Annotated in this window: 14 protein-coding genes; 10 read left to right on the top strand and 4 right to left on the bottom strand. The window is 62.5% G+C overall.

Annotated elements, in window-relative coordinates:
• Positions 1-39: 39 nt before the first annotated feature.
• Positions 40-708, bottom strand: coding sequence for a response regulator transcription factor (locus tag RMO89_RS09400; RefSeq protein ID WP_310532720.1), 669 nt, complete (start codon positions 706-708; stop codon positions 40-42).
• A gap of 12 nt (positions 709-720) precedes the next feature.
• Positions 721-2,643, bottom strand: a complete 1,923-nt coding sequence (locus tag RMO89_RS09395; protein WP_310532719.1) for an ATP-binding protein — start codon at positions 2,641-2,643, stop codon at positions 721-723.
• 157 nt (positions 2,644-2,800) lie between these two features.
• On the opposite strand from RMO89_RS09395, the gene RMO89_RS09390 reads away from it, so the two are divergent.
• From RMO89_RS09390 to RMO89_RS20480, 10 genes are all read left to right on the top strand, one after another.
• Entirely contained in the window at positions 2,801-3,688 is an 888-nt protein-coding gene (locus RMO89_RS09390) for a hypothetical protein (protein ID WP_310532717.1), read from the top strand.
• A 117-nt stretch (positions 3,689-3,805) separates the two neighbouring features.
• Positions 3,806-4,306 carry a copper resistance protein CopC gene (locus tag RMO89_RS09385; protein ID WP_310532716.1) on the top strand — a complete coding sequence of 167 codons (501 nt, stop codon included), beginning with the start codon at positions 3,806-3,808 and terminating at the stop codon, positions 4,304-4,306.
• A gap of 25 nt (positions 4,307-4,331) precedes the next feature.
• Positions 4,332-4,730 (top strand): hypothetical protein, encoded by a 399-nt coding sequence (locus RMO89_RS09380; RefSeq protein ID WP_310532715.1) that lies wholly within the window; start codon positions 4,332-4,334, stop codon positions 4,728-4,730.
• A gap of 6 nt (positions 4,731-4,736) precedes the next feature.
• The gene (locus RMO89_RS09375) at positions 4,737-5,774 is read left to right on the top strand and encodes a DUF4424 family protein (protein WP_310532714.1); all 1,038 of its coding nucleotides are present in this window, start codon (positions 4,737-4,739) and stop codon (positions 5,772-5,774) included.
• Positions 5,775-5,956: 182 nt separating this feature from the next.
• Entirely contained in the window at positions 5,957-8,752 is a 2,796-nt protein-coding gene (locus RMO89_RS09370; protein WP_310532713.1) for a TonB-dependent receptor, read from the top strand.
• Between the two features lie 56 nt (positions 8,753-8,808).
• Positions 8,809-9,789 carry a phytase gene (locus RMO89_RS09365; protein WP_310532712.1) on the top strand — a complete coding sequence of 327 codons (981 nt, stop codon included), beginning with the start codon at positions 8,809-8,811 and terminating at the stop codon, positions 9,787-9,789.
• Positions 9,786-11,177 carry an alkaline phosphatase PhoX gene (locus tag RMO89_RS09360; RefSeq protein WP_310532711.1) on the top strand — a complete coding sequence of 464 codons (1,392 nt, stop codon included), beginning with the start codon at positions 9,786-9,788 and terminating at the stop codon, positions 11,175-11,177. Before RMO89_RS09365 ends, RMO89_RS09360 begins: the two co-directional genes overlap by 4 nt.
• A gap of 214 nt (positions 11,178-11,391) precedes the next feature.
• A complete protein-coding gene (locus tag RMO89_RS09355; protein WP_310532709.1) occupies positions 11,392-13,653 on the top strand; it encodes a TonB-dependent receptor in 2,262 nt (753 codons plus the stop codon).
• Between the two features lie 118 nt (positions 13,654-13,771).
• Positions 13,772-15,445, top strand: a complete 1,674-nt coding sequence (locus RMO89_RS09350) for an alkaline phosphatase D family protein (protein WP_310532708.1) — start codon at positions 13,772-13,774, stop codon at positions 15,443-15,445.
• A 46-nt stretch (positions 15,446-15,491) separates the two neighbouring features.
• On the top strand, positions 15,492-15,821 hold the full coding sequence (locus RMO89_RS20480; RefSeq protein WP_409035531.1) for a DUF5681 domain-containing protein: 330 nt from the start codon (positions 15,492-15,494) through the stop codon (positions 15,819-15,821).
• 250 nt (positions 15,822-16,071) lie between these two features.
• Here the strand turns inward: RMO89_RS20480 and RMO89_RS09345 are convergent, their stop codons facing one another.
• Together RMO89_RS09345 and RMO89_RS09340 are read right to left on the bottom strand one after the other, a co-directional pair.
• A complete protein-coding gene (locus tag RMO89_RS09345) occupies positions 16,072-17,643 on the bottom strand; it encodes an aldehyde dehydrogenase (NADP(+)) (protein ID WP_310532706.1) in 1,572 nt (523 codons plus the stop codon).
• A 13-nt stretch (positions 17,644-17,656) separates the two neighbouring features.
• A partial coding sequence (locus tag RMO89_RS09340; RefSeq protein WP_310532705.1) for a DUF4982 domain-containing protein occupies positions 17,657-18,503 on the bottom strand: 847 nt, incomplete at its 5' end.

Raw genomic sequence — 18,503 nt, 5'->3', positions numbered from 1 at the left:
ACACGCGCAGCGCAGAGCTTGGCGCAGGAAGATTGCGGCTCAACCGCTGCGGATCATACCGGCCGCGCTGATGGCTTCGATGCGCGAATTGACTTCCAGCTTGCGATAGATCGACTTCACATGGTTGCCGACAGTATGGGGCGAAATTCCGAGCGCCCGCGCCGCTTCCTTGTAGCTTTTCCCGGCCGCGAATGCCTGCAACAGCTCGATTTCCCGCGGGGTCAGCCGGCTGTCTTCCACGACCGCGGAACTCGGCATTGGCGGCACCGCCGGCGCGCGCAGCAAGTCAAGCAGGTAGACCGCCGCTGCCGGGCTGACGGGTGCGCCGCCATCAAGGGTGACGGCAATACCGTCCAGCACCTGCTGCGGGCTGCTGTCTTTCAACAGATAGCCATCCGCCCCGGCGGACAGGGCCTTCACCACCGTGTCGCGGTCACCAAATGAACTGATGATCAGCGTCTTGGCGGCGGATCGCGCCTTGATTTCCGGCACCAGATCATAGCCACTGCCATCGGGCAGGCCGATGTCCATCAGGAAAAGATCGGGGTTGAGGCTGATCAGCGCGCGGCCGGTGGCGAGGTCAGGTGCCATACCGACAATGTCATATCCGGCCTCCATCGTGATGATCCGCATGAAGTATTGGCGGACCATCGGATCATCCTCGATGATCGCGATGCGGGCGGGTGTCTTGTCCGGGCTGTCAGTCATCGCTTTGGGCTATCACGCTGCCTGAGCGCTGCCTATGCCATGATATGGCAGGACCAGAATGATCTGCGTGCCTTTCCCCGGCACGGATTCAAAATTGTAGTCCGCCTTAACCGCTCGCGCCCGGTTCTGCATATTGGCAAGCCCGCGTCCGGCCTCGCCCGGCTGAGCGCCGCCCCGGCCATTGTCAGAAATGCCGATGATGCCTGCCCCGCCGGCTTCCTGACGGACGGCGAGCCGAATGGCCGTGCCGCCCGAATGCTTGAGCGCGTTGGTGACGGCCTCCTGAAGGATACGGAAAATCTGCAAGACATCGCGCGGGCCATAGCCGGGCAGGTCGATCGGGCCCGATTGCGACCAGTCAAACGCAAATCCCGCTTCCACCACGCGCGGCTGAACGCGGGCGCGGAAAGTGGCAAGCGCGGCCTCCAGCGATTCCCCGACCGAGTCCATCGAATCGATCATCAGCCGCATTTCATCGATCACCGCCTGCAAACCTTCGGCCACTTTCGCCGGCTCTGCTTCGCCCAGCCGCGCCGACAGCATCATCGACATCAGCTGGCTGCCAAGACCATCGTGGATATCCTGCATGATCCGGCGGCGCTCTGCTTCATGCGCCTGTTCGGCAACAAACTTCTGTTCGCGCGCGTGCGACTCGGCCAGCTCGGCCTCACGCAGCGCCACTTTCTTTTGCAAGGTCGCGTTCAGCGCTGACTGTGACTGGAACAGGCGGAAATTGCGCGCCAGGAACGCGGCTACCATCGCCAGCATCAGGAACGGCGCTGCGGTCATCAGGTTCAGTTCGCCCGCGCCAAGTTCAGGTGCCCATTGCCCCAGTCCGTCCATAAGCACCGCCACGACGCAGACCGACATGATGGCGCTTTCGATGACCCGGTCTTCCTTGATCCGGGCGAAATGCCACAAGATCCGCGCCAGGGTGAGCAAGGCAAAGCCCATCAGGGCCCAGATCCAGATCATCACCGGCACGTCAAAAGCTCCTGGCATCGGGGTTTTGAACAAGAGCCAGGCAACGGCACAGATCATTGCGGCATAAGCGGCAACGGCCGCCCTTCTCAGATAGGGAACGGGGGCCCGCGTCCAGCTATCGACGAAGCAGAGCAGCGCGACCGGGATGAACAGGATCAGCGCGAAATAGACCATCATCCGCACCCAGCCATCAAACGGCGGATCGAGCAGGGCACCGTAAAGCGCATAACCGGCCCAGGCGGCACAAAGCAGGCTGAGCCAGACGGCGAACGGCTTGTCATCCGATCGCGACACCATCAGCGCGCCGAACAGCCCGAGGATGCCCAGCACCAGCCCGCTGAGCAGGGGATAGGTGCCCATGATCCACAAACGCTGCGCCGAATAGGCAGACAGGGCATCATATTCGGCAATCAGCGGCGGATTGATGTCGGTATAGGGAAAGCCGTCGCGCAGGGTGATGTAGGTCAGTTCGTTGTCGCCGGTGCGCAGCACTCCGGCCGGAATGCGGGTCAGAAAGGTCTTCTGGCCGTGAAAGCTCTGACGGCCCGGGGTCATCCGCCCTTCCGCCACGATCGTCGAGCCATTGGCCTGCAGGATGTAATTATCGACCTGCAGGGTAGAGAGCACGCCCAACCCCTTTTCAGGCACCACATCCAGCTTGAAATGCAGCCGTGCAGCAAAGCTGGCCGTCGTGCAGCAATCGCTGAAAGGCAGTTCGGCAGGTTTGAACACGGCGTTTGCTGCGGCGGCCAAGCTGGGTTCCGGCAGCTTGGCAAGCTCAACCCGGCTGACGCCGATCCGCGCCAGTTCCGCGGGCGGCGGCGCCTTGAACAAGTGCTTGTCGATGATCAGCCAGTAAATCGCCTGAGCCGCCAAAATGGCCAGGGCAACCTGCACAACCTGCCGCCAGTTTACGCCGCGCGCGCGCTGAGCGCCCCCCACATCGTTCATTATTTCCCCCCGGTTTTCATTCCCTTGCCTGAATTATCGCGAGCTTTGAAGGGGGAAAAACTGCCGCCCTGCCAAGGATATGGCATCATGGCGCATGGCATATCGGCGCCGGCCCAGCCTCTCCAGAAGTCACTCAACGCCTTTGGAGGGAACCGACATGAAAGACAGATTGACCGCCGCCGCGCTGACGCTCGCCAATATTGCCATGGTCGGCGGATTGGCCGCGACCACGATGGCCACGCCGGCGCAGGCGCAGGGGACAACGTCTCCAGTTGCCAATGGCGGCAAGGCATGCCCGACCGGTTGGACTGCGGGCAAGAGCCGCACGCCGATGGTAGGTTTTGACGTCTGCAAACCCGCCAGTTCCAACCCGCCATCGATCTATCTGAGAAATGGTTCGAGCTGCGCCGCAGGGTATCGCGGGGACTTCGGTTGGTGCACCACCCTGCCTTATCCAAAGGCAACCGTGCAGACCTCGGCAGGTGATACGCTGGTAAAGGCCAGTAAGGGCGATCGCTGCCCAACCGGCTTTTACACCAACAATACTGGCGGAAATGCCGGGTTGGAGTGCATCACCAAGACCGATCCGGCGGTAATTTCCCGTCCCAAGGCAGGCAAGCCATGCAAGGCAAGCGAGGTCGACGAATGGGGCCTTTGGTGCACATCCAACTATCAACACCTGACGTCGAATCAGATGCAGTCCTGGGCCCTGAAGGACTACAACACCATCTATGCTTTCAATCGCGGCATTCCGAATGTCATCGCTCACAAGGCGATTGCGGACCTGACTTACGACGACATCAAGGGCACGCCGGTCCACACCAAGGTTTACGGCATAGTTCCTGAAGGAGGTTCGTCGTCGACCAGCTCTGCGTCCAGCAGCGCAGGCAGCACACAGGCAGGACCGGCAAAGTCCTGCGACACTGCGGCCCAGCAAGGTGCGGCGATTGGCGGCGCGGTTGGCGGTGCCAGGGGCAAGGCGCTTGGCGGACTTGCTGGCGCGGCGATTGGCGGTTTTGGCAAGAAGAAGAATTCGGGCTGCTGAGCCAGCCGCAAGGCTGTCTTCGCGACAGGCGGTGTCACGCGACCCTAATCGACATTTGCCTGGACCTTACGTGCGCCGCTGGCAACGGCGGCGCACCCTTTTCCCAAAGGTACCGTCATGAAAAACTGTGTCCTGTCGTTCCCATTGGTGGTGGCCGTGCTGGCCGGGAGTGCGCTTGTCCCTCCCGCCGTCGCCGCGCCGAAATCCGCGACGATCATCGCCGTTTCGCCCGCCAACGGAGACCGGACCGAGTCTCCCGTCACTGCCATCAGCTTCGCATTCTCGAACCCGGTGAAACTGGAATCGCTGCGGGTCAGAGGCCCGCGCGGCGAAAATAGCCTGGAACAGGTGCTGGTGGCAGATGGCGAAACGGTGCCGTTGGCGGCGTCCTACAATTATCCACTCAGGGTCCCGGTCGCAGCCGTCGGTCGCTACGAGGTTGCTCTGATGGCATGGGAGGCACGGACGAAAACCTCGATCTCCATCTCCTATGCCTTTGCCATCGGCACCAACGAACAGATCAACGAATATGACGAGATTACCGCCAGGTTCGATGATGCCGAACGCCTGAAGAACGAAGCAGAACCGGCCAGCGAAGCCGCGCCCTCAGCGCAATGATCGCGACATGGAAGGGAGGATGACCATGAAAAGGACCGCACTTACGGCCCTGTTACTTACCTTCGCGGCAAGCCAGCCGGCCCATGCCGAAATGCTCGCGCCGGTGATGACCACGGTTTATCCGGCAATGAGCAAGGTAGCCGCGGCCCCGGTCAACGAACTGCGCTTTGACTATGCTGCAGAGGTCCATCTGTTCAACGTCCAGATGGTCAAGATCTACGGCGAACACAGACAGAGCTTTACACTGTTCGCTGCGGACGGTGCCTATCTGCGTGGCAAGACCTTCGTCTTCCCGTTGCAGCAGCCGCTGACCCGCGATGGCATTTACCGCATCCAGGTGATGGCCCAGTCAATCGATAACGGCCCGTCGCACTCGACCACCTACGAGTTTACCATCGGTGAACCCGAGCCCGCGGCGGAGTAACCAGCCATGAGAACTCGCATCTTTCTCGCCGCGATCAGCATTGCTGCCCTTGCTGGTGCAAGCACTGTTTCAGCCAATGATTCTGTCGCTTCGATCAATCTGGGCGGACTGCGTCTTTCCCCCTCGGCACTGGTGACGATGGATAGCGAGGACCTTTATCTCTCCGAAAACCGCGTGCGCGTCAGGTATCAGTTTACCAACACTGGCTCGCAGCCCGAACATCTGCTGATTTCCTTCCCGCTTCCCTTCCCGACCGAGCAGGAACAGGCGGAATCGCTGGAATCGGGCATGTATCAGGAATGGGATCAGCTCGATTTCAAGACATTGATCGATGGCAAGCCGGCGCCGCTGATCCGGTATGATGTGCCCATGGTGCGCGGCAAATCGGTCGAGGCGCGGGTCAAGGCGCTTGGCTGGCCGGTTCTGCACTGGAAGGATGCGGCGTTTTCAAAGCGGATCAACGCCTTGTCCGATGCGGCTGCGGCCACGCTGGTCGCAGAAGGCCTGCTGATTGACGATGCCGGCAGCGGCGGCGGCGCGGTTCGCAATCTGCGCGCCGGCTGGGTGGTGCAAACCCATGTCACCCGCGATCAGACCTTCCCGGCGGGCGAAACCATCACGGTTGAACACAGTTACAAGCCGTATGTCGGTGGGTCGGCCAGCACCGCGCTCAACCGCGACATCCGGGGCGAAGCGCTGAAAGGCCCGGACGGGCTGGCCAAGGTCTTCTGCGTCGATCCCGCTTTCCTCGCGGCCTATGATCGCCGCATCTATGGCACCGGCGCAAGGCCCGATCCCGGCACAACCGTGGTGCAAAGCTGGTTTGGTTACGTCCTGAAATCGGGCGCGAACTGGGCCGGCCCTATCAAGAAATTTCGCATGGTCGTGGACAAGGGCAAGCCCGGAAACCTCGTCAGCTTTTGCATGAATGGCGTGAAAAAGATCAGCCCGACCCAGTTTGAAGTGGTGAAGACCGATTTCGAACCGACGCAGGATCTCGACATCCTGCTCGTCGAATACATCACTGACGGCGATGGCCGCTGAAGACATTCTTCCGCCACAGATAATGACCGCCCACCCTGACGACAAAGTCTAGTGCCCCTCACATCACAGGCGCGTCAAAAGGCGGTCGTTTATCCGTCATTTCAATGACCGATAACTGTCCCCGTCGAGTCACCGAAGCATTCTAGTTCCCCCGCATAATCTATTGACCAGGGGGTTACAGAATGTCCAAATTTTCAGCCGTTGCGCGCCTGCGCCTTGCTTTTCTGGCGAGCGCGACCTTGCTTTGGCCTCAGGCGCAAGCTCAGGCTGCGGATGCCGCTGCAGAGGCAGCCGCGGAAGCCGCGTCGGAGATCATCGTCACCGGTGCCCGCCCGATCGCCGAATCCGAAGCGGCTGCGCTTGAGGTCCAGAAGAATTCGGATTCGCTGGTTTCGGTCGCGGCATCGGATTCGGTCGGCCGGTTGCCTGATCAGAACATTGCCCAGGCCACTGGCCGCTTGCCCGGTGTCGCGGTTGAGCGCGATCAGGGCCAGGCGCGCTATATCTCCCTGCGCGGCGCACCGAATTACTGGACTACGCTGAGCTTTGACGGGATCAACATCGTCAGCCCCGAAGGCCGCGACGCGCGGTTCGATTCGGTGCCATCGGCAATTGCCGCCAAGATCATCGTGTCGAAAGCGGTGACACCGGACATGCCGGGCGAAACGGTATCAGGCAACGTCAATGTCATCACGCGATCGGCCTTCGACTATTCCGGTATGCACTTTGCCGGCAAGGCTGGCATGGGCTTTGCCGAACTGGGCGATCGCAAGGAATACGAAGCCTCTGCCGTCATTTCCAACCGGTTCCAGGCCGGTGATGGCGAGATCGGCGTGCTGCTTTCAGGCAGCTATTACCAGCGCGGCATGATCACCGACAATTTCGAGCATGACTGGGAGCGTGTGTCGCAGGATCAGCGTCCCGGCAATGAAACCCGTTTCTGGGTGCAGGAAACCGAGAACAAACTCTACCGGCTGACTCGCCGCAACTGGTCGGCATCCGGTCGGATCGACTGGAAGCCCGACGCCGACAACACGATCTCGCTGCGCTCGGTCTATACGATCTTCAAGGACGACGAGGCGCGCGACAACTTCCGCTTCGATCTGGATGACCGCCAGTCCGATCAGGTGGCCAGCACCGCCGCTTGCGCCACCACGGTGAACCCGACACCAATCAACACTGGCTATGCCGATGTCTGCATTGGCAACACGCCGCTGACCGGTACGATCTATGGCATCGACATCCGCCAACGTTCGACCCTGCGCGCATTCCGCCAGTCGATCTTTACCAACACCATTGAAGGCACGCACGCGATCGGCGAGAGCTGGAAGCTGAACTGGCTGGGCAATTACACTGAATCGAAGGACGACCGCTCAGTCGTTGGCGAAGCGAGCTGGGACAGCCCGTCGACCCGCACGCTCCGCCCGACCGTGAGCTATGACTTCACCGATCCAAACCGTTCGCGCCTGCTGCTGTTCACCACCAACCAGCTTTCCAGCCCGACGCGCTATCAGGCCGGCACGCCGGTCACCGCGATCGACAGCTTCACCAAGCCATTGTCGCAGCTGACCATCCTTGATGCGGTCGATACGACCAAGGCTTACACCGGCAAGCTCTCGCTGGCGCATGAAGGCGCCATGCTGGGCGGAGAGGCGACGATCAAGCTGGGCTTCCAGTTCGACCAACGCACCAAGGCGGTCGATGAATCGCAGATCCTGCTGAACACTGCAGGCCAGTTCGCAACGATCGGCATTCCGACCGATTACAACCAGTTCAGCCTTGATCAGGCGTTCCTCGGCAAGATCCCGATGGGCTACACCTTCCGCTATTTCGACACTGACAAGATGCGGCAATATGCCGCTGCGGCGCGGGCCAACTTCACCTTCACGCCCAATACTGCCAATATCTATGACGTGCGCGAGCAGGTCTATGCCGGTTACGTCATGGGCACGGTGAAATATGGCTGGGGCTCGATCCTGGGCGGCGTGCGGATTGAGCATGTCAAGAACCGGGGCATTGCCACGGCAACAGTCGGCACGGCGACCGGCCTCGTCTCCGCCGAGAGCGAACAGACGCTCGCTTTCCCCAGCCTGCACGTCAATTTCAATGTCGACGATACCAAGAAGCTGCGCCTGTCGTTCAACAGCGGCGCGGCGCGGGCCGACTATGACCAGATGCGCCCCAACGTGGTGGTCAACGATATCAACCAGACGATTTCGGGCGGCAACCCGGGCGTCAAGCCCGAGCGGGCTTACGGCGTCGACGCCTATTTCGAATGGTATGTCCGCCCGCAGGGCTACCTGATGGCCGGCGTGTTCTACAAGAAGGTGGAGGACGTGCTCTACCGCCAGACGCGCACCTTCGGTTCATCGGCGCTCGACAGCAATGGCATCGACCGTTCGGGCTATGCCTATTCGGGCATCACCAACGGGGGTTCGGGGCGCATTTTCGGCTTCGAAGTCGCCGCCCAGCTCCAGCTTGAGCCATGGACCGAAAGTCTGGGCCTGCCCGACTGGATGGGCGGCTTCGGCATCAGCGCCAATGCCACGGTGAATGACAGCGAAGTGACCAAACCGGCGCTGGGTGCAATCCCCGCGCGCAAGGTGCGGCTACCGGGCACGTCCGACCTCGTCTACAATGTCGGCGCTTATTACGAGAAATATGGCCTGTCGCTGCGCCTGCAATACCAGCGTCGCAGCACTTGGATGGACGGCATTGCCGACGATCTGACCGACGGCGGCGATACCTATTGGGCGGCGGATGATGAGCTCGATTTCTCGGCACGCTATGCGATCACCAAGAATTTCGAGATCTATTTCGATGCCACGAACCTGCTCAACAAGCCGGGCCGACGCTATTCGGAGCCGGGCAACCTGCTCACCGCGACCGGCGTGCCGACGCCGTTCACCAACAATCAGACGATCGAGTGGGAACGCTTTGGCCGCCGCTATTCGGGCGGTATCCGGGTCAACTTCTGATGGCGCGGAACTGGTTTGCACTCCTTGGACTGGCGCTCTGCCTGGCAGGGAGTGCCGTGCAGGCGCAGACCGTCTCTGTCACGGCGCGGGGGGAGACTGCGCCGGTGGGGACGGCAAACGATGATGCGGCAGACGATCCGGCGGTCTGGCGCAATGCGGCAAGGCCTTCGCAAAGTCTGATCGTTGCGACCGACAAGAAGGCTGGGCTCTACGTCTATGGGCTGAACGGCAAGGTGCGCAGCTTCATCCCCGCCGGACGCGTCAACAATGTCGCGCTGGTCGATCTGGGGCGCAGCGGCGTGATTGTCGTGGCGAGCGACCGCAACAATGAGGCTGCGGCCCGCCTGCAACTCTACCGCCTCGACACGCGCCGCGCGCTGCTCGTGCCGCTGGGCGATGTCGATGGCGGCGCTGGAGAGGCTTACGGGGTCTGCCTGTTGCAACAGGGGCGCGGCTTCGATGCGTTCTCGGTGCTCAAGCACGGCAGCATCGTTCACACTCGGATCACCTTTCCTGGCGGCAAGCCGGAAGCACGCACACTGCGCACGCTCAAGCTCGCCACCCAGACCGAAGGCTGCGTGGTCGATCCCCGCGGCGCCGTGCTTTACGTCGGCGAGGAGGATCGCGGAATCTGGGCATTCGACGCGCGCGACATTGGCAGCAGCGAAGGCCGGCTGATCGGTCCCGTCGATGGGCAGCACCTCGTCGCTGATGTCGAGGGCCTCGCGCTCTGGCCGCAAGGCAAGCGCGGCGGCTGGCTGGTGGCATCGAGCCAGGGTGACAATGCCTACGCGCTTTACCGCTTGCCCGGGATGGAACCGGCAGGGCGTTTCCGCATCACTGCCGGAATGTTCGGCGGCACCGAAGAAACCGATGGCATCGAACTGGCCAAGGGCAGCTTCGGGCGATACTTTCCCGGCGGTCTGTTCATTGCTCAGGATGGACAGAACGCACCTGCGGCGCAGAACTTCAAATTGGTGTCATGGCGGGATGTCATGAAGCAGATCAAGGACTCACAGAGAACGAAGCCGCAATGACCATCAACCGGCGATCATTTACCACCTCTGCCGCCGCCATTGCGGCATTCGGCGGCTGGGCGCGGTTGACGCTCGCGCAGGAGGGCGGCACCGATCACAACGAGGCTCCGGGGTACGGCCCGCTGCGCCGCGATCCCGAAGGTCTGTTCGACCTGCCCGAGGGCTTTTCCTATTCGGTCCTGTCGCGCGCGGGTGACCGCATGGACGACGGATTTTTCACGCCGGACAAGTTCGACGGCATGGGCTGCCTGCAACTGGGCGGCGGGCGGATCGCGCTGGTGCGCAACCACGAACTTGGCTTTGCCGACCATGACCTTGGCCCGGCGCGCGATGATGCGGCCCTGCAAGCGCGGCTTGCGGCAGCGGCGCATTTTGACAAGGGCTCGAATGGCCGGGTCCTGCCCGGCGGAACATCGACCCTGATCCTTGATCCCAAGACGCTGACCGTGGTGTCGCAGCACCTTTCGCTCGCCGGCACCTCGACCAATTGCGCCGGAGGAGCGACGCCGTGGGGGACTTGGCTGACCTGCGAGGAAACGCTGGTTTCCGCGCCCAACACCGGGCAGAGCCATGGCTGGATATTTGAAGTTCCCGCAGGCGCAAAAGGGCTCGTCACGGCGCAACCTTTGAAGGCCATGGGGCGGTTCCGCCACGAAGCTGCGGCGGTCGATCCGGCCACAGGCATCGTCTATCTGACCGAAGACATGGCCGACGGCCTGTTCTATCGCTTCATCCCCGAGGTGCGCGGACAGCTGGCCAAGGGCGGAAAATTGCAGTCCCTCGCCTTTGTCGATGGCGGCACGGACAGCCGCAACTGGCTGGCGACGGACATGGCAGTCGGCCAATCGCGCAAGGCGCGCTGGATTGACCTCGACGAGGTGGAAAGCCCGGCGGACGATCTGCGCCTGCGGGGTCAAGCAGCCGGCGGCGTCCGGTTCGCGCGCGGCGAAGGCATTCATCTGGGCTGGACGCGCGACCGCCGGCGGCAGCTATACTTCACCTGCACGTCGGGCGGTGCAGGCCGATACGGCCAGATCATGCGCTATGAACCATCGCGCTTTGAAGGCACCGTACGCGAGGTGGATGAACCCGGGCGGCTCGACCTTTTCGTGGAATCCACAGACCCGCTGGTGATGGACTATGCCGACAACATCACCGTCGCCCCCTGGGGGCATCTCATCGTCTGCGAGGACCGGGCCGGCGCCAAGATCAACCACCTTCGCGGCATCACCCCTGAAGGGAAGTGCTATGCCTTGGCGCGGCTCAACGCCGATACAGAGCTCGCCGGTGCCTGTTTCTCGCCCGATGGCACGACGCTGTTCGTCAATGTCTACAAGCCGGGGCGCACGCTGGCGATCACCGGACCGTGGCGCAGGTTCGCCGCCTGATCCCGACAAGAAGCCAGTGATCGGCGCGCTGCCACGCATGCCGTCCAGACGATTAAACTGGCCGATAAGGCGGGGCAGCAAGCTCGCGCCATCTCGGCACGGCTCTATACTATCGGCCGTCACGAACCGGTCTCATACCCATCAAGCAAATCGCATCTTACCGTAACAGGCGGCCACTAACTGCCCCGCAGGATCAAACCTGAATGGGGAAATTATGCGCAACCTGATTACCGCTCTGCTCGCTTCGACTGCCCTGCTTCCGCAGGTCGCTTTTGCCGCAGACGATGCCGAGGCAGCCGCAAGCATTGCTGCTGGTGAAGCCGAAATCGTCGTCCTTGGAAAGGGCGAGACCAAGCAGGTCCAGGAAGTCAGCCAACGCGACATTGCCGTGCTGCTGCCAGGCACAAGCGTGATCCGCGCCATCGAAAAGCTGCCCAGCGTCAACATCCAGTCGGCTGACGCCTTCGGGAACTATGAATGGTCAACGCGCGTCACCATTCGCAGCTTCAACCAGAACCAGCTCGGCTTCAATTTCGACGGCATTCCGCTGGGCGACATGACTTATGGCAACCACAATGGCCTGCACATCAGCCGCGTGGTCAGCCCGGAAAACGTCGGTTCGGTACGCGTGACGCAGGGCGCCGGCGCGCTTGGCACCCAGTCGAGCAACAATCTGGGCGGCACGGTCGAAACCTTCTCGATGGACCCGCTTGACCGCCTCGCGGTCCAGGCCAATGCCACTTACGGCAGCGACGAGACCATGCGCGGCTTCGTGCGCGTCAACATGGGCAGCACGGATGGCCCGCGCGGGTTTGTCTCCTATGGCTACGGCTCGACCGACAAGTACCGGGGTACGGGCCAGCAGGACCAGCACATGGTCAATGCCAAGGTCGTGCTGCCGATCGGCGCGGCCACGCTCGATGCCTGGTTCAGCTATTCCGACCGGCGTGAGCAAGACTATCAGGACATGTCGCTCGATATGCTGAGCCGCCTCGGCTACGATTGGGACAACACCTACCCTGACTATGCCCGCGCGATCCTCTACGCTGACATCGGCAACAACCGCGGTGAGACCGGTGCCGCGATCTCCAACGCCGCCGCCGGCACCGTCTATCCGGGCAACGTCACCACGGTTGACGATGCCTATTTCGATGCTTCGGGCCTGCGTAAGGACACGGTCGCTGCCATCGGCTTCAAGAGCCCGATCGGTGACAACGTAACCGTCGCACTGCGTGGTTACTACCACCACAACCGGGGCATGGGCCTCTGGGCGACACCTTACGTGGCGAGCCCCAATGGCGTGCCGATCTCGATCCGCACGACAGAATACGAGATCGACCGCGGCGGTGTCTTCGGCAAGCTTGAATGGAAGACCGACAAGAATGCGCTGACGGTCGGCGGCTGGTATGAAACCAACAGCTTCAACCAGGCGCGACGCTTCTACGGCCTCGACAGCCGCACCAGCCCCGGTCGCTCGTTCCGCGAATATCCGACCAACCCGTTCTTCACCCAGTGGGAGTTCGACTTCGACACCCAGACGCTGCAATACTTCGTCGAGGACCGGATCGATCTTGGCCCAGTCAAGGTGAACATCGGCTGGAAGGGCTTCAAGGTCACCAACAAGGCGACCGCAGTCGTCGCGGCCAGCTTCCCGCAAGGCAAGATCGACGCCACCGACTGGTTCCAGCCAAGCGTCGGCGTGAACCTCGCGCTGGGCGGCAATGCCGAAATGTTTGCCAGCTTCACGCAATCGACCCGCGCTTTCGCCTCGGCGACCACGACCGGTCCGTTCTCGACCAATCAGACCGGGTTCAACGCCATCGTCAACACGCTGAAGCCGGAAACCTCTGACACCTACGAAGTCGGAGCGCGCTATAACAGCGGGGCGTTCAACGGCGTTATCGGCGCCTACGTCGTCAACTTCCATGACCGCCTGCTTTCGGCCGCCAGCGGCCCGAGCATCGTCGGAAGCCCGTCGGTGTTGCAGAACGTCGGCGCGGTGCGCTCGATCGGTTTCGAAGCCGTGGGCGATCTCAAGCTGGGCAGCGGTTTCGGCCTCTTCGCCTCGTACAGCTACACCGATGCGACGTACCGCAACGATGTGTTCAACCTTTCGGGCACGCTGCTTGCAGCGATCAAGGGCAAGACCGTGGTGGATTCGCCCAAGCACATGCTCCGGGGTGAACTGACCTATGACCAGGGGGCGCTGTTCGGGCGGATCGGCGTGAATTACATGTCGGAACGCTTTTTCACCTACACCAACGACCGTTCGGTTCCAGCCCGCACGATAGTGGATGCTTCGATCGGTTACCGCGTGACCAAGGATATCGAGGTGCAGGTCAATGCCACGAACCTGTTCGACACCCAGTACATCGGCACGATCAATTCGGGCGGCACCGGCAACAGCGGGGATCGCCAGACCCTGCTCGTCGGCGCGCCGCAGCAGTTCTTCGTCACGCTGAAGGCCGGGTTCTGACCGGCAGTTAAATTCCTGAGCCTGGGGCGGGTGCTTTGCGGTGCCCGCCCCTCTTTCCCGTTTCGGGCTGCCGCCAACTCCATGCAAATACAGCCCCTGTCTACGATTGGATTTCGCCGTGACCCAGCGCCTTGCCATCACCCGTCGGACCACGCTTGAAGGACTGACCGCATCGGTCGCAATCGCGGCAATGCCGGCTTCGGCGCGCAGCACCGGCCCGTCGGTATTCCGCCACGGCGTGGCCAGCGGCGATCCCGATGCAACCAGCGTCGTACTGTGGACGCGGGTCAGCGTGCCTGGTCCGGTCGAGGTTGAATGGGAGCTGGCCGGCGACACCGGCTTCACCCAGATCGTCCAGCGCGGCAAGCTCCTGACCGGACCCGACCGCGATTTCACGGTCAAGGTTCTGGCTGAAGGACTGGAGCCGGGTGGCCGCTATTTCTACCGGTTCAAGGCGGGAGGGGAGGCTTCGCCGGAAGGGCGAACGCGGACATTGCCCATCGGCAAGGTCGACCGGCTGGGCATCGCGCTCGTCTCCTGTTCGAATTTCGCCTTTGGCTTCTTCAACGCATATGACGCGATTGCCCGCGATCCGGCGATCGATTTCGTACTCCACACAGGTGATTACATCTACGAATACGGCGCCGAGGGCTGGGGAGCGGAAACGGCGCTCAAGCTCGACCGCGTGCATCAGCCGGCGAACGAAATTGTCTCACTGTCCGACTATCGCACCCGCCATGCTCAATACAAGACCGACGCCGGATCGCAGGCCATGCTCGGCGTCATGCCACTACTGGCCTGCTGGGATGATCATGAGAGCGCCAACAATCCCTGGACCGGTGGCGCGCAGAATCATCAGAGCGAAAAGGAAGGCGATTGGGCCGCCCGCCGCGCCGCTTCGATCCAGGCCTATTTCGAATGGATGCCGGTGCGTGAGCCCGGTCCGGGGCGCACTCGCATGCAATTCTGGCGGACCTGGGTGTTCGGTGATCTGGCGACTCTTTCGACACTGGAAACCCGGCACACGGCGCGCGCGCAGCAAATCGATTACGAACCCTATCGTACGTCGATCACCAGCTTTGCCGATGTCGCCGTCCTGGAACGCGGCGTGATCGGGGCAGAAGGCCGGGCCATGCTGGCGCCCGAGCTTGAGGCGGACCTGTCTGCCGCGTGGACCCGCTCGAAACAGGCAGGCCAGCACTGGCGGCTGATCGGCAACCCGATGCCAATTGCCCGGACGAGAGTTCCGGACCTGGTGGGCCTCGGCATCCTTCCTGATCCTGCGCAGCAGGCCAAACCCCTGACCGCAGCGCGTGATCTGGCGTGGAAGGGCAAGTGGAACCTGCCCTTCTACCCCGACACCTGGGATGGCTATGAATGGGCCCGCGAGCGGCTCTATGCGCAGGCACGTGCTGCGGGGGTCAATGATCTGGTCTTCTTGACCGGTGACAGCCACAGCTTCTGGGTCAACCGCCTGGCCGACGCCTCAGGGCGCAGCACCGGCATCGAGCTCGGCACCGCCGGGGTCACGTCGCCCGGAGACTTCATCGACAGCGGCTTCGACCCGCTGACCACGCGCAAGCTGGACGCCGCCCTCGCCGAACACAATCCCGAAGTCATGTGGACCGACACCCTGCATCAGGGCTATGTCCGCCTGGTCCTCACCCCGACCGCCGGATCGGCTTCGTTCCTCGCGGTGAGCACTATCACCAGCATGCACTATCGCACCCGGTTGATCAGCCAATGGCGATTGACTCCGGGTACCGACAGCATGGCACTGGATCGCATCTGAAGCGGCAAGAACGGCTGTTTGCCACGAGCACTGCCAGGCCACCAAATTGACCGAGGAACGGGATTGCGAAGTCGACAAGGGAAAGCCGCCCGAGGCCACCCAGTTCAAGCCCGGCCAGTCAGGCAATCCTGCCGGCGCGCGGCGCCACAAGCGAAGAAAGGGCGGCTATATCCTGGGGACAGTTCGCGCCGCCAGTGACCATCGAAAAGCTGGATCGGCGTGTCGTCGCAAAGGCACCTTCATGCCGATCATCCAGCCTCAAGCGGCACGTCGACCACGCCCGACCGGCGGTCATACGATCGCAAAGCCGCGGCCAAGCCCGAATCCCCATAGCCAAGAGCCTGACGAAACGCGGGTCGTACACATCCGGGTTTAGTACGCCTCCCGGCGCCCGAAAGCCTTCGACATAGCTGCCGTTCCTGATCGCGATGCCCCTTACCCTCAGCAGCTATCGTTTATCGGCAGGCATCTTCAGCGGCATCCTTGAAGGAAATCTATTGGCGATTGGCACGCATCGTTTTCACATGGCTCCGAAGCTTAAGCTGTTCGTCAATAAGGGCACCACGTGTCGCCGTGCCGAAACCCGGTTCGTATCAGATGAGACGTCAGCCGGGCCGATCGAACAATCAGCCTGAGCCTTGCCCATCGCGGCAAACCGGTACATTCCAAGGATTCCCATCCTTCAACGGCGGAGGTAGTAGCGCTTCGGGTACGTCCTGCATGCAAATCGGCCTCAGGAAACGCGTCATCGCCAGTGTGCCGACCGAAGTCGAGCGCCCATCAGAACTCGCCGGGAAGGGCCCACCGTGTACCATTGCCCGGGTTACTTCAACGCCCGTAGGCCAGCCGTTGATCAGAATCCGGCCCACCTTTTGCTGGAGCAGATGCAGGAGCGGTTCGGAAGATTGGTAGTCTGCTGCATCAAGATGCAGCGTCGCGGTAAGCTGTCCCTCAAGCGACTGGATTACGTGGTGCATGTCTTCGAAGCTGCTGCATCGCACGATAACCGCGGCGGCACCGAATATCTCCCGGCCGAATGCCTTGTCATTCAGGAAAGCAGCGGCCGTCGTTTGAAACAGGACGCCGCCCGGTCGCTCCGAGGTATGAACAGGTCCGCCACCGTCCACGCGCGCTGCTGCCGGATTCCACTCCAGAGAAGCTATCCCATCAAGGTATGCATCCTCGATCTGCGGGGTGAGCATCGGCTGGCGCATGGTAACGTCAAGCGCGCCGCGCGCAGCCTCAAGGAAGTCTTCGAGCCCGCCGCCCTCGTGGACGATGACAAGACCGGGATTTGTGCAGAACTGCCCTGCCCCCAACGTCAGCGAAGCAACGAAGTCCGCTCCCAGTCTTGAGGCGCGGGCGGTCATTGCTGCGGGCAGCAACACGACCGGGTTGATGCTGCTCATTTCGGCAAAGACCGGGATAGGCTCAGCCCGGCGCGCGGCGATCTCGACCAGGGCCAGTCCGCCACTGCGTGAGCCGGTGAAGCCCACCGCCTTTATGCGATGATCTGCCACAAGAGCCGCGCCGAGTTCGTTCGAGCGCCCCGGCAGGAAGGCAAAGGTTCCCGCCGGCAACTTGCACTGCTCCACTGCGCGCACGATTGCGCGCGCAGCAAGTTCTCCGGTCCCCGGATGTGCGGGATGGCCCTTGACGACGACCGGGCAACCCGCCGCAAACGCCGCTGCGGTGTCGCCGCCCGCGACCGAAAATGCGAGCGGGAAGTTCGACGCGCCGAAGACAGCGACCGCACCCAGCGGCAGGTTCATCCGGCGCAGATCGGCGCGCGGCGGTACACGGTCGGGGAGGGCCAGGTCGATCGCCGCGTCGAGCCATCCCCCGTCACGGACTTCGGCAGCGAACATCCGCAGCTGACCGGTGGTACGGCCGCGTTCGCCCTCGAGGCGCGCGCGAGGCAGGCCGGTTTCGGCCATGGCGGTTTCGATCAGCACGTCGCCGATCGCCTCGATCGCGACGGCGACGGCCTCGATAAAAGCTGCGCGCGCATCGGGTGCGAGCGTGCCGATCGCCTCCGCTGCGGCTTCGGCCAGCACACAAGCCGCGGTCACGTCGATCTCGTTCGCCTCGGCGAAGGGCTGCGGCAACGCCGCCCCGCTTGCAGCATCGACTGCGTGAAACACCGCGTCTCGCCGCACGTCGCGCGCACCGATCAGGATTGAGCCGTCAATTGTCACTTGGATACTCCGATCAAATCAGTCGCACATTTGTGGCTGCACCCTGCAGCCCTTCGGCCCGCGCTTCGACCCGCACCGTGCCGGCTTTGCCCTGCGATCGCAGGACAGCCATCGCGCGTCCGTGGAAGCTCTCGGCATCGCGCGACTGGAGCGAGCCGACCGCGAGCGGATTGGCGCTGCCGAAGCCTATCAGGTCGGCAGGGCCGTCGATGGTCAGGCTCAGCTTGCGTTTATCGTCGGGGATGATGCGGCCCTGCGCGTCGAGGATATCGATGGCGACAAAGTGCAGTGCTTGCCGGTCGCGGCTGCCCTTCGCACGCTCCGGCGTTACGCGCAGCTTGGCCGGGGCGGCCACGGTTTCGAGCATCCTTCGACCGATGACTTTACCGCCGCGATACGCGACCGCTTCGAGTTTGCCCGGCGTATACGGGATTTTGAACTCGGCGCGCTTCTTGTCGCTGGCTGCCAAGGTTTTCGTCCCCACCTTCTTGCCATTGAGCAGCAGCTCGACCCGGTCACCGGGCGAATACAGCCGCACGGCGAGCGGTTTGCCTTCGAATCCCGTCCAGCTCCAGCTCTGCAGTTCGTCGGACCAGCCCCACATCGCCACATACTCGAACTTCCCATCGGGAACGGGGCGCTGCACGGACATTTCCAACGGACTAATTCCCCATGCGACATCGCGCGCACGCGACGCACCTTTCTGGTTGCCGATCAGGTCGATGTCGCCGCACCAGGCGTTTACCCACGGATAGCTCGCGAAATAAAAGGGTGGTGCGCCCGCTTTGAGATAGGCGGTGGCCCCGACCCCGGCCTCCCCGATGTAATCCATCGCGGTCCAGACGAATTCACCGAGGAAA

This window comes from Novosphingobium sp., from assembly GCF_031424035.1.
Classification (GTDB): Bacteria; Pseudomonadota; Alphaproteobacteria; order Sphingomonadales; family Sphingomonadaceae; genus Novosphingobium.
Note: the sequence above shows the minus strand (reverse complement) of the source record. Positions and strands in the feature narration are given on the sequence as shown.

What these genes read in the sequence shown, in the direction of transcription:
- RMO89_RS09375 (WP_310532714.1), top strand. Translation starts at nt 4,737, where the DNA reads ATGAGAACTCGCATCTTTCTCGCCGCGATCAGCATTGCTGCCCTTGCT.
- RMO89_RS09380 (WP_310532715.1), top strand. Translation starts at nt 4,332, where the DNA reads ATGAAAAGGACCGCACTTACGGCCCTGTTACTTACCTTCGCGGCAAGC.
- RMO89_RS09355 (WP_310532709.1), top strand. Translation starts at nt 11,392, where the DNA reads ATGCGCAACCTGATTACCGCTCTGCTCGCTTCGACTGCCCTGCTTCCG.
- RMO89_RS09370 (WP_310532713.1), top strand. Translation starts at nt 5,957, where the DNA reads ATGTCCAAATTTTCAGCCGTTGCGCGCCTGCGCCTTGCTTTTCTGGCG.
- RMO89_RS09400 (WP_310532720.1), bottom strand. Translation starts at nt 708, where the DNA reads ATGACTGACAGCCCGGACAAGACACCCGCCCGCATCGCGATCATCGAG.
- RMO89_RS09360 (WP_310532711.1), top strand. Translation starts at nt 9,786, where the DNA reads ATGACCATCAACCGGCGATCATTTACCACCTCTGCCGCCGCCATTGCG.
- RMO89_RS09390 (WP_310532717.1), top strand. Translation starts at nt 2,801, where the DNA reads ATGAAAGACAGATTGACCGCCGCCGCGCTGACGCTCGCCAATATTGCC.
- RMO89_RS09385 (WP_310532716.1), top strand. Translation starts at nt 3,806, where the DNA reads ATGAAAAACTGTGTCCTGTCGTTCCCATTGGTGGTGGCCGTGCTGGCC.
- RMO89_RS09395 (WP_310532719.1), bottom strand. Translation starts at nt 2,643, where the DNA reads ATGAACGATGTGGGGGGCGCTCAGCGCGCGCGCGGCGTAAACTGGCGG.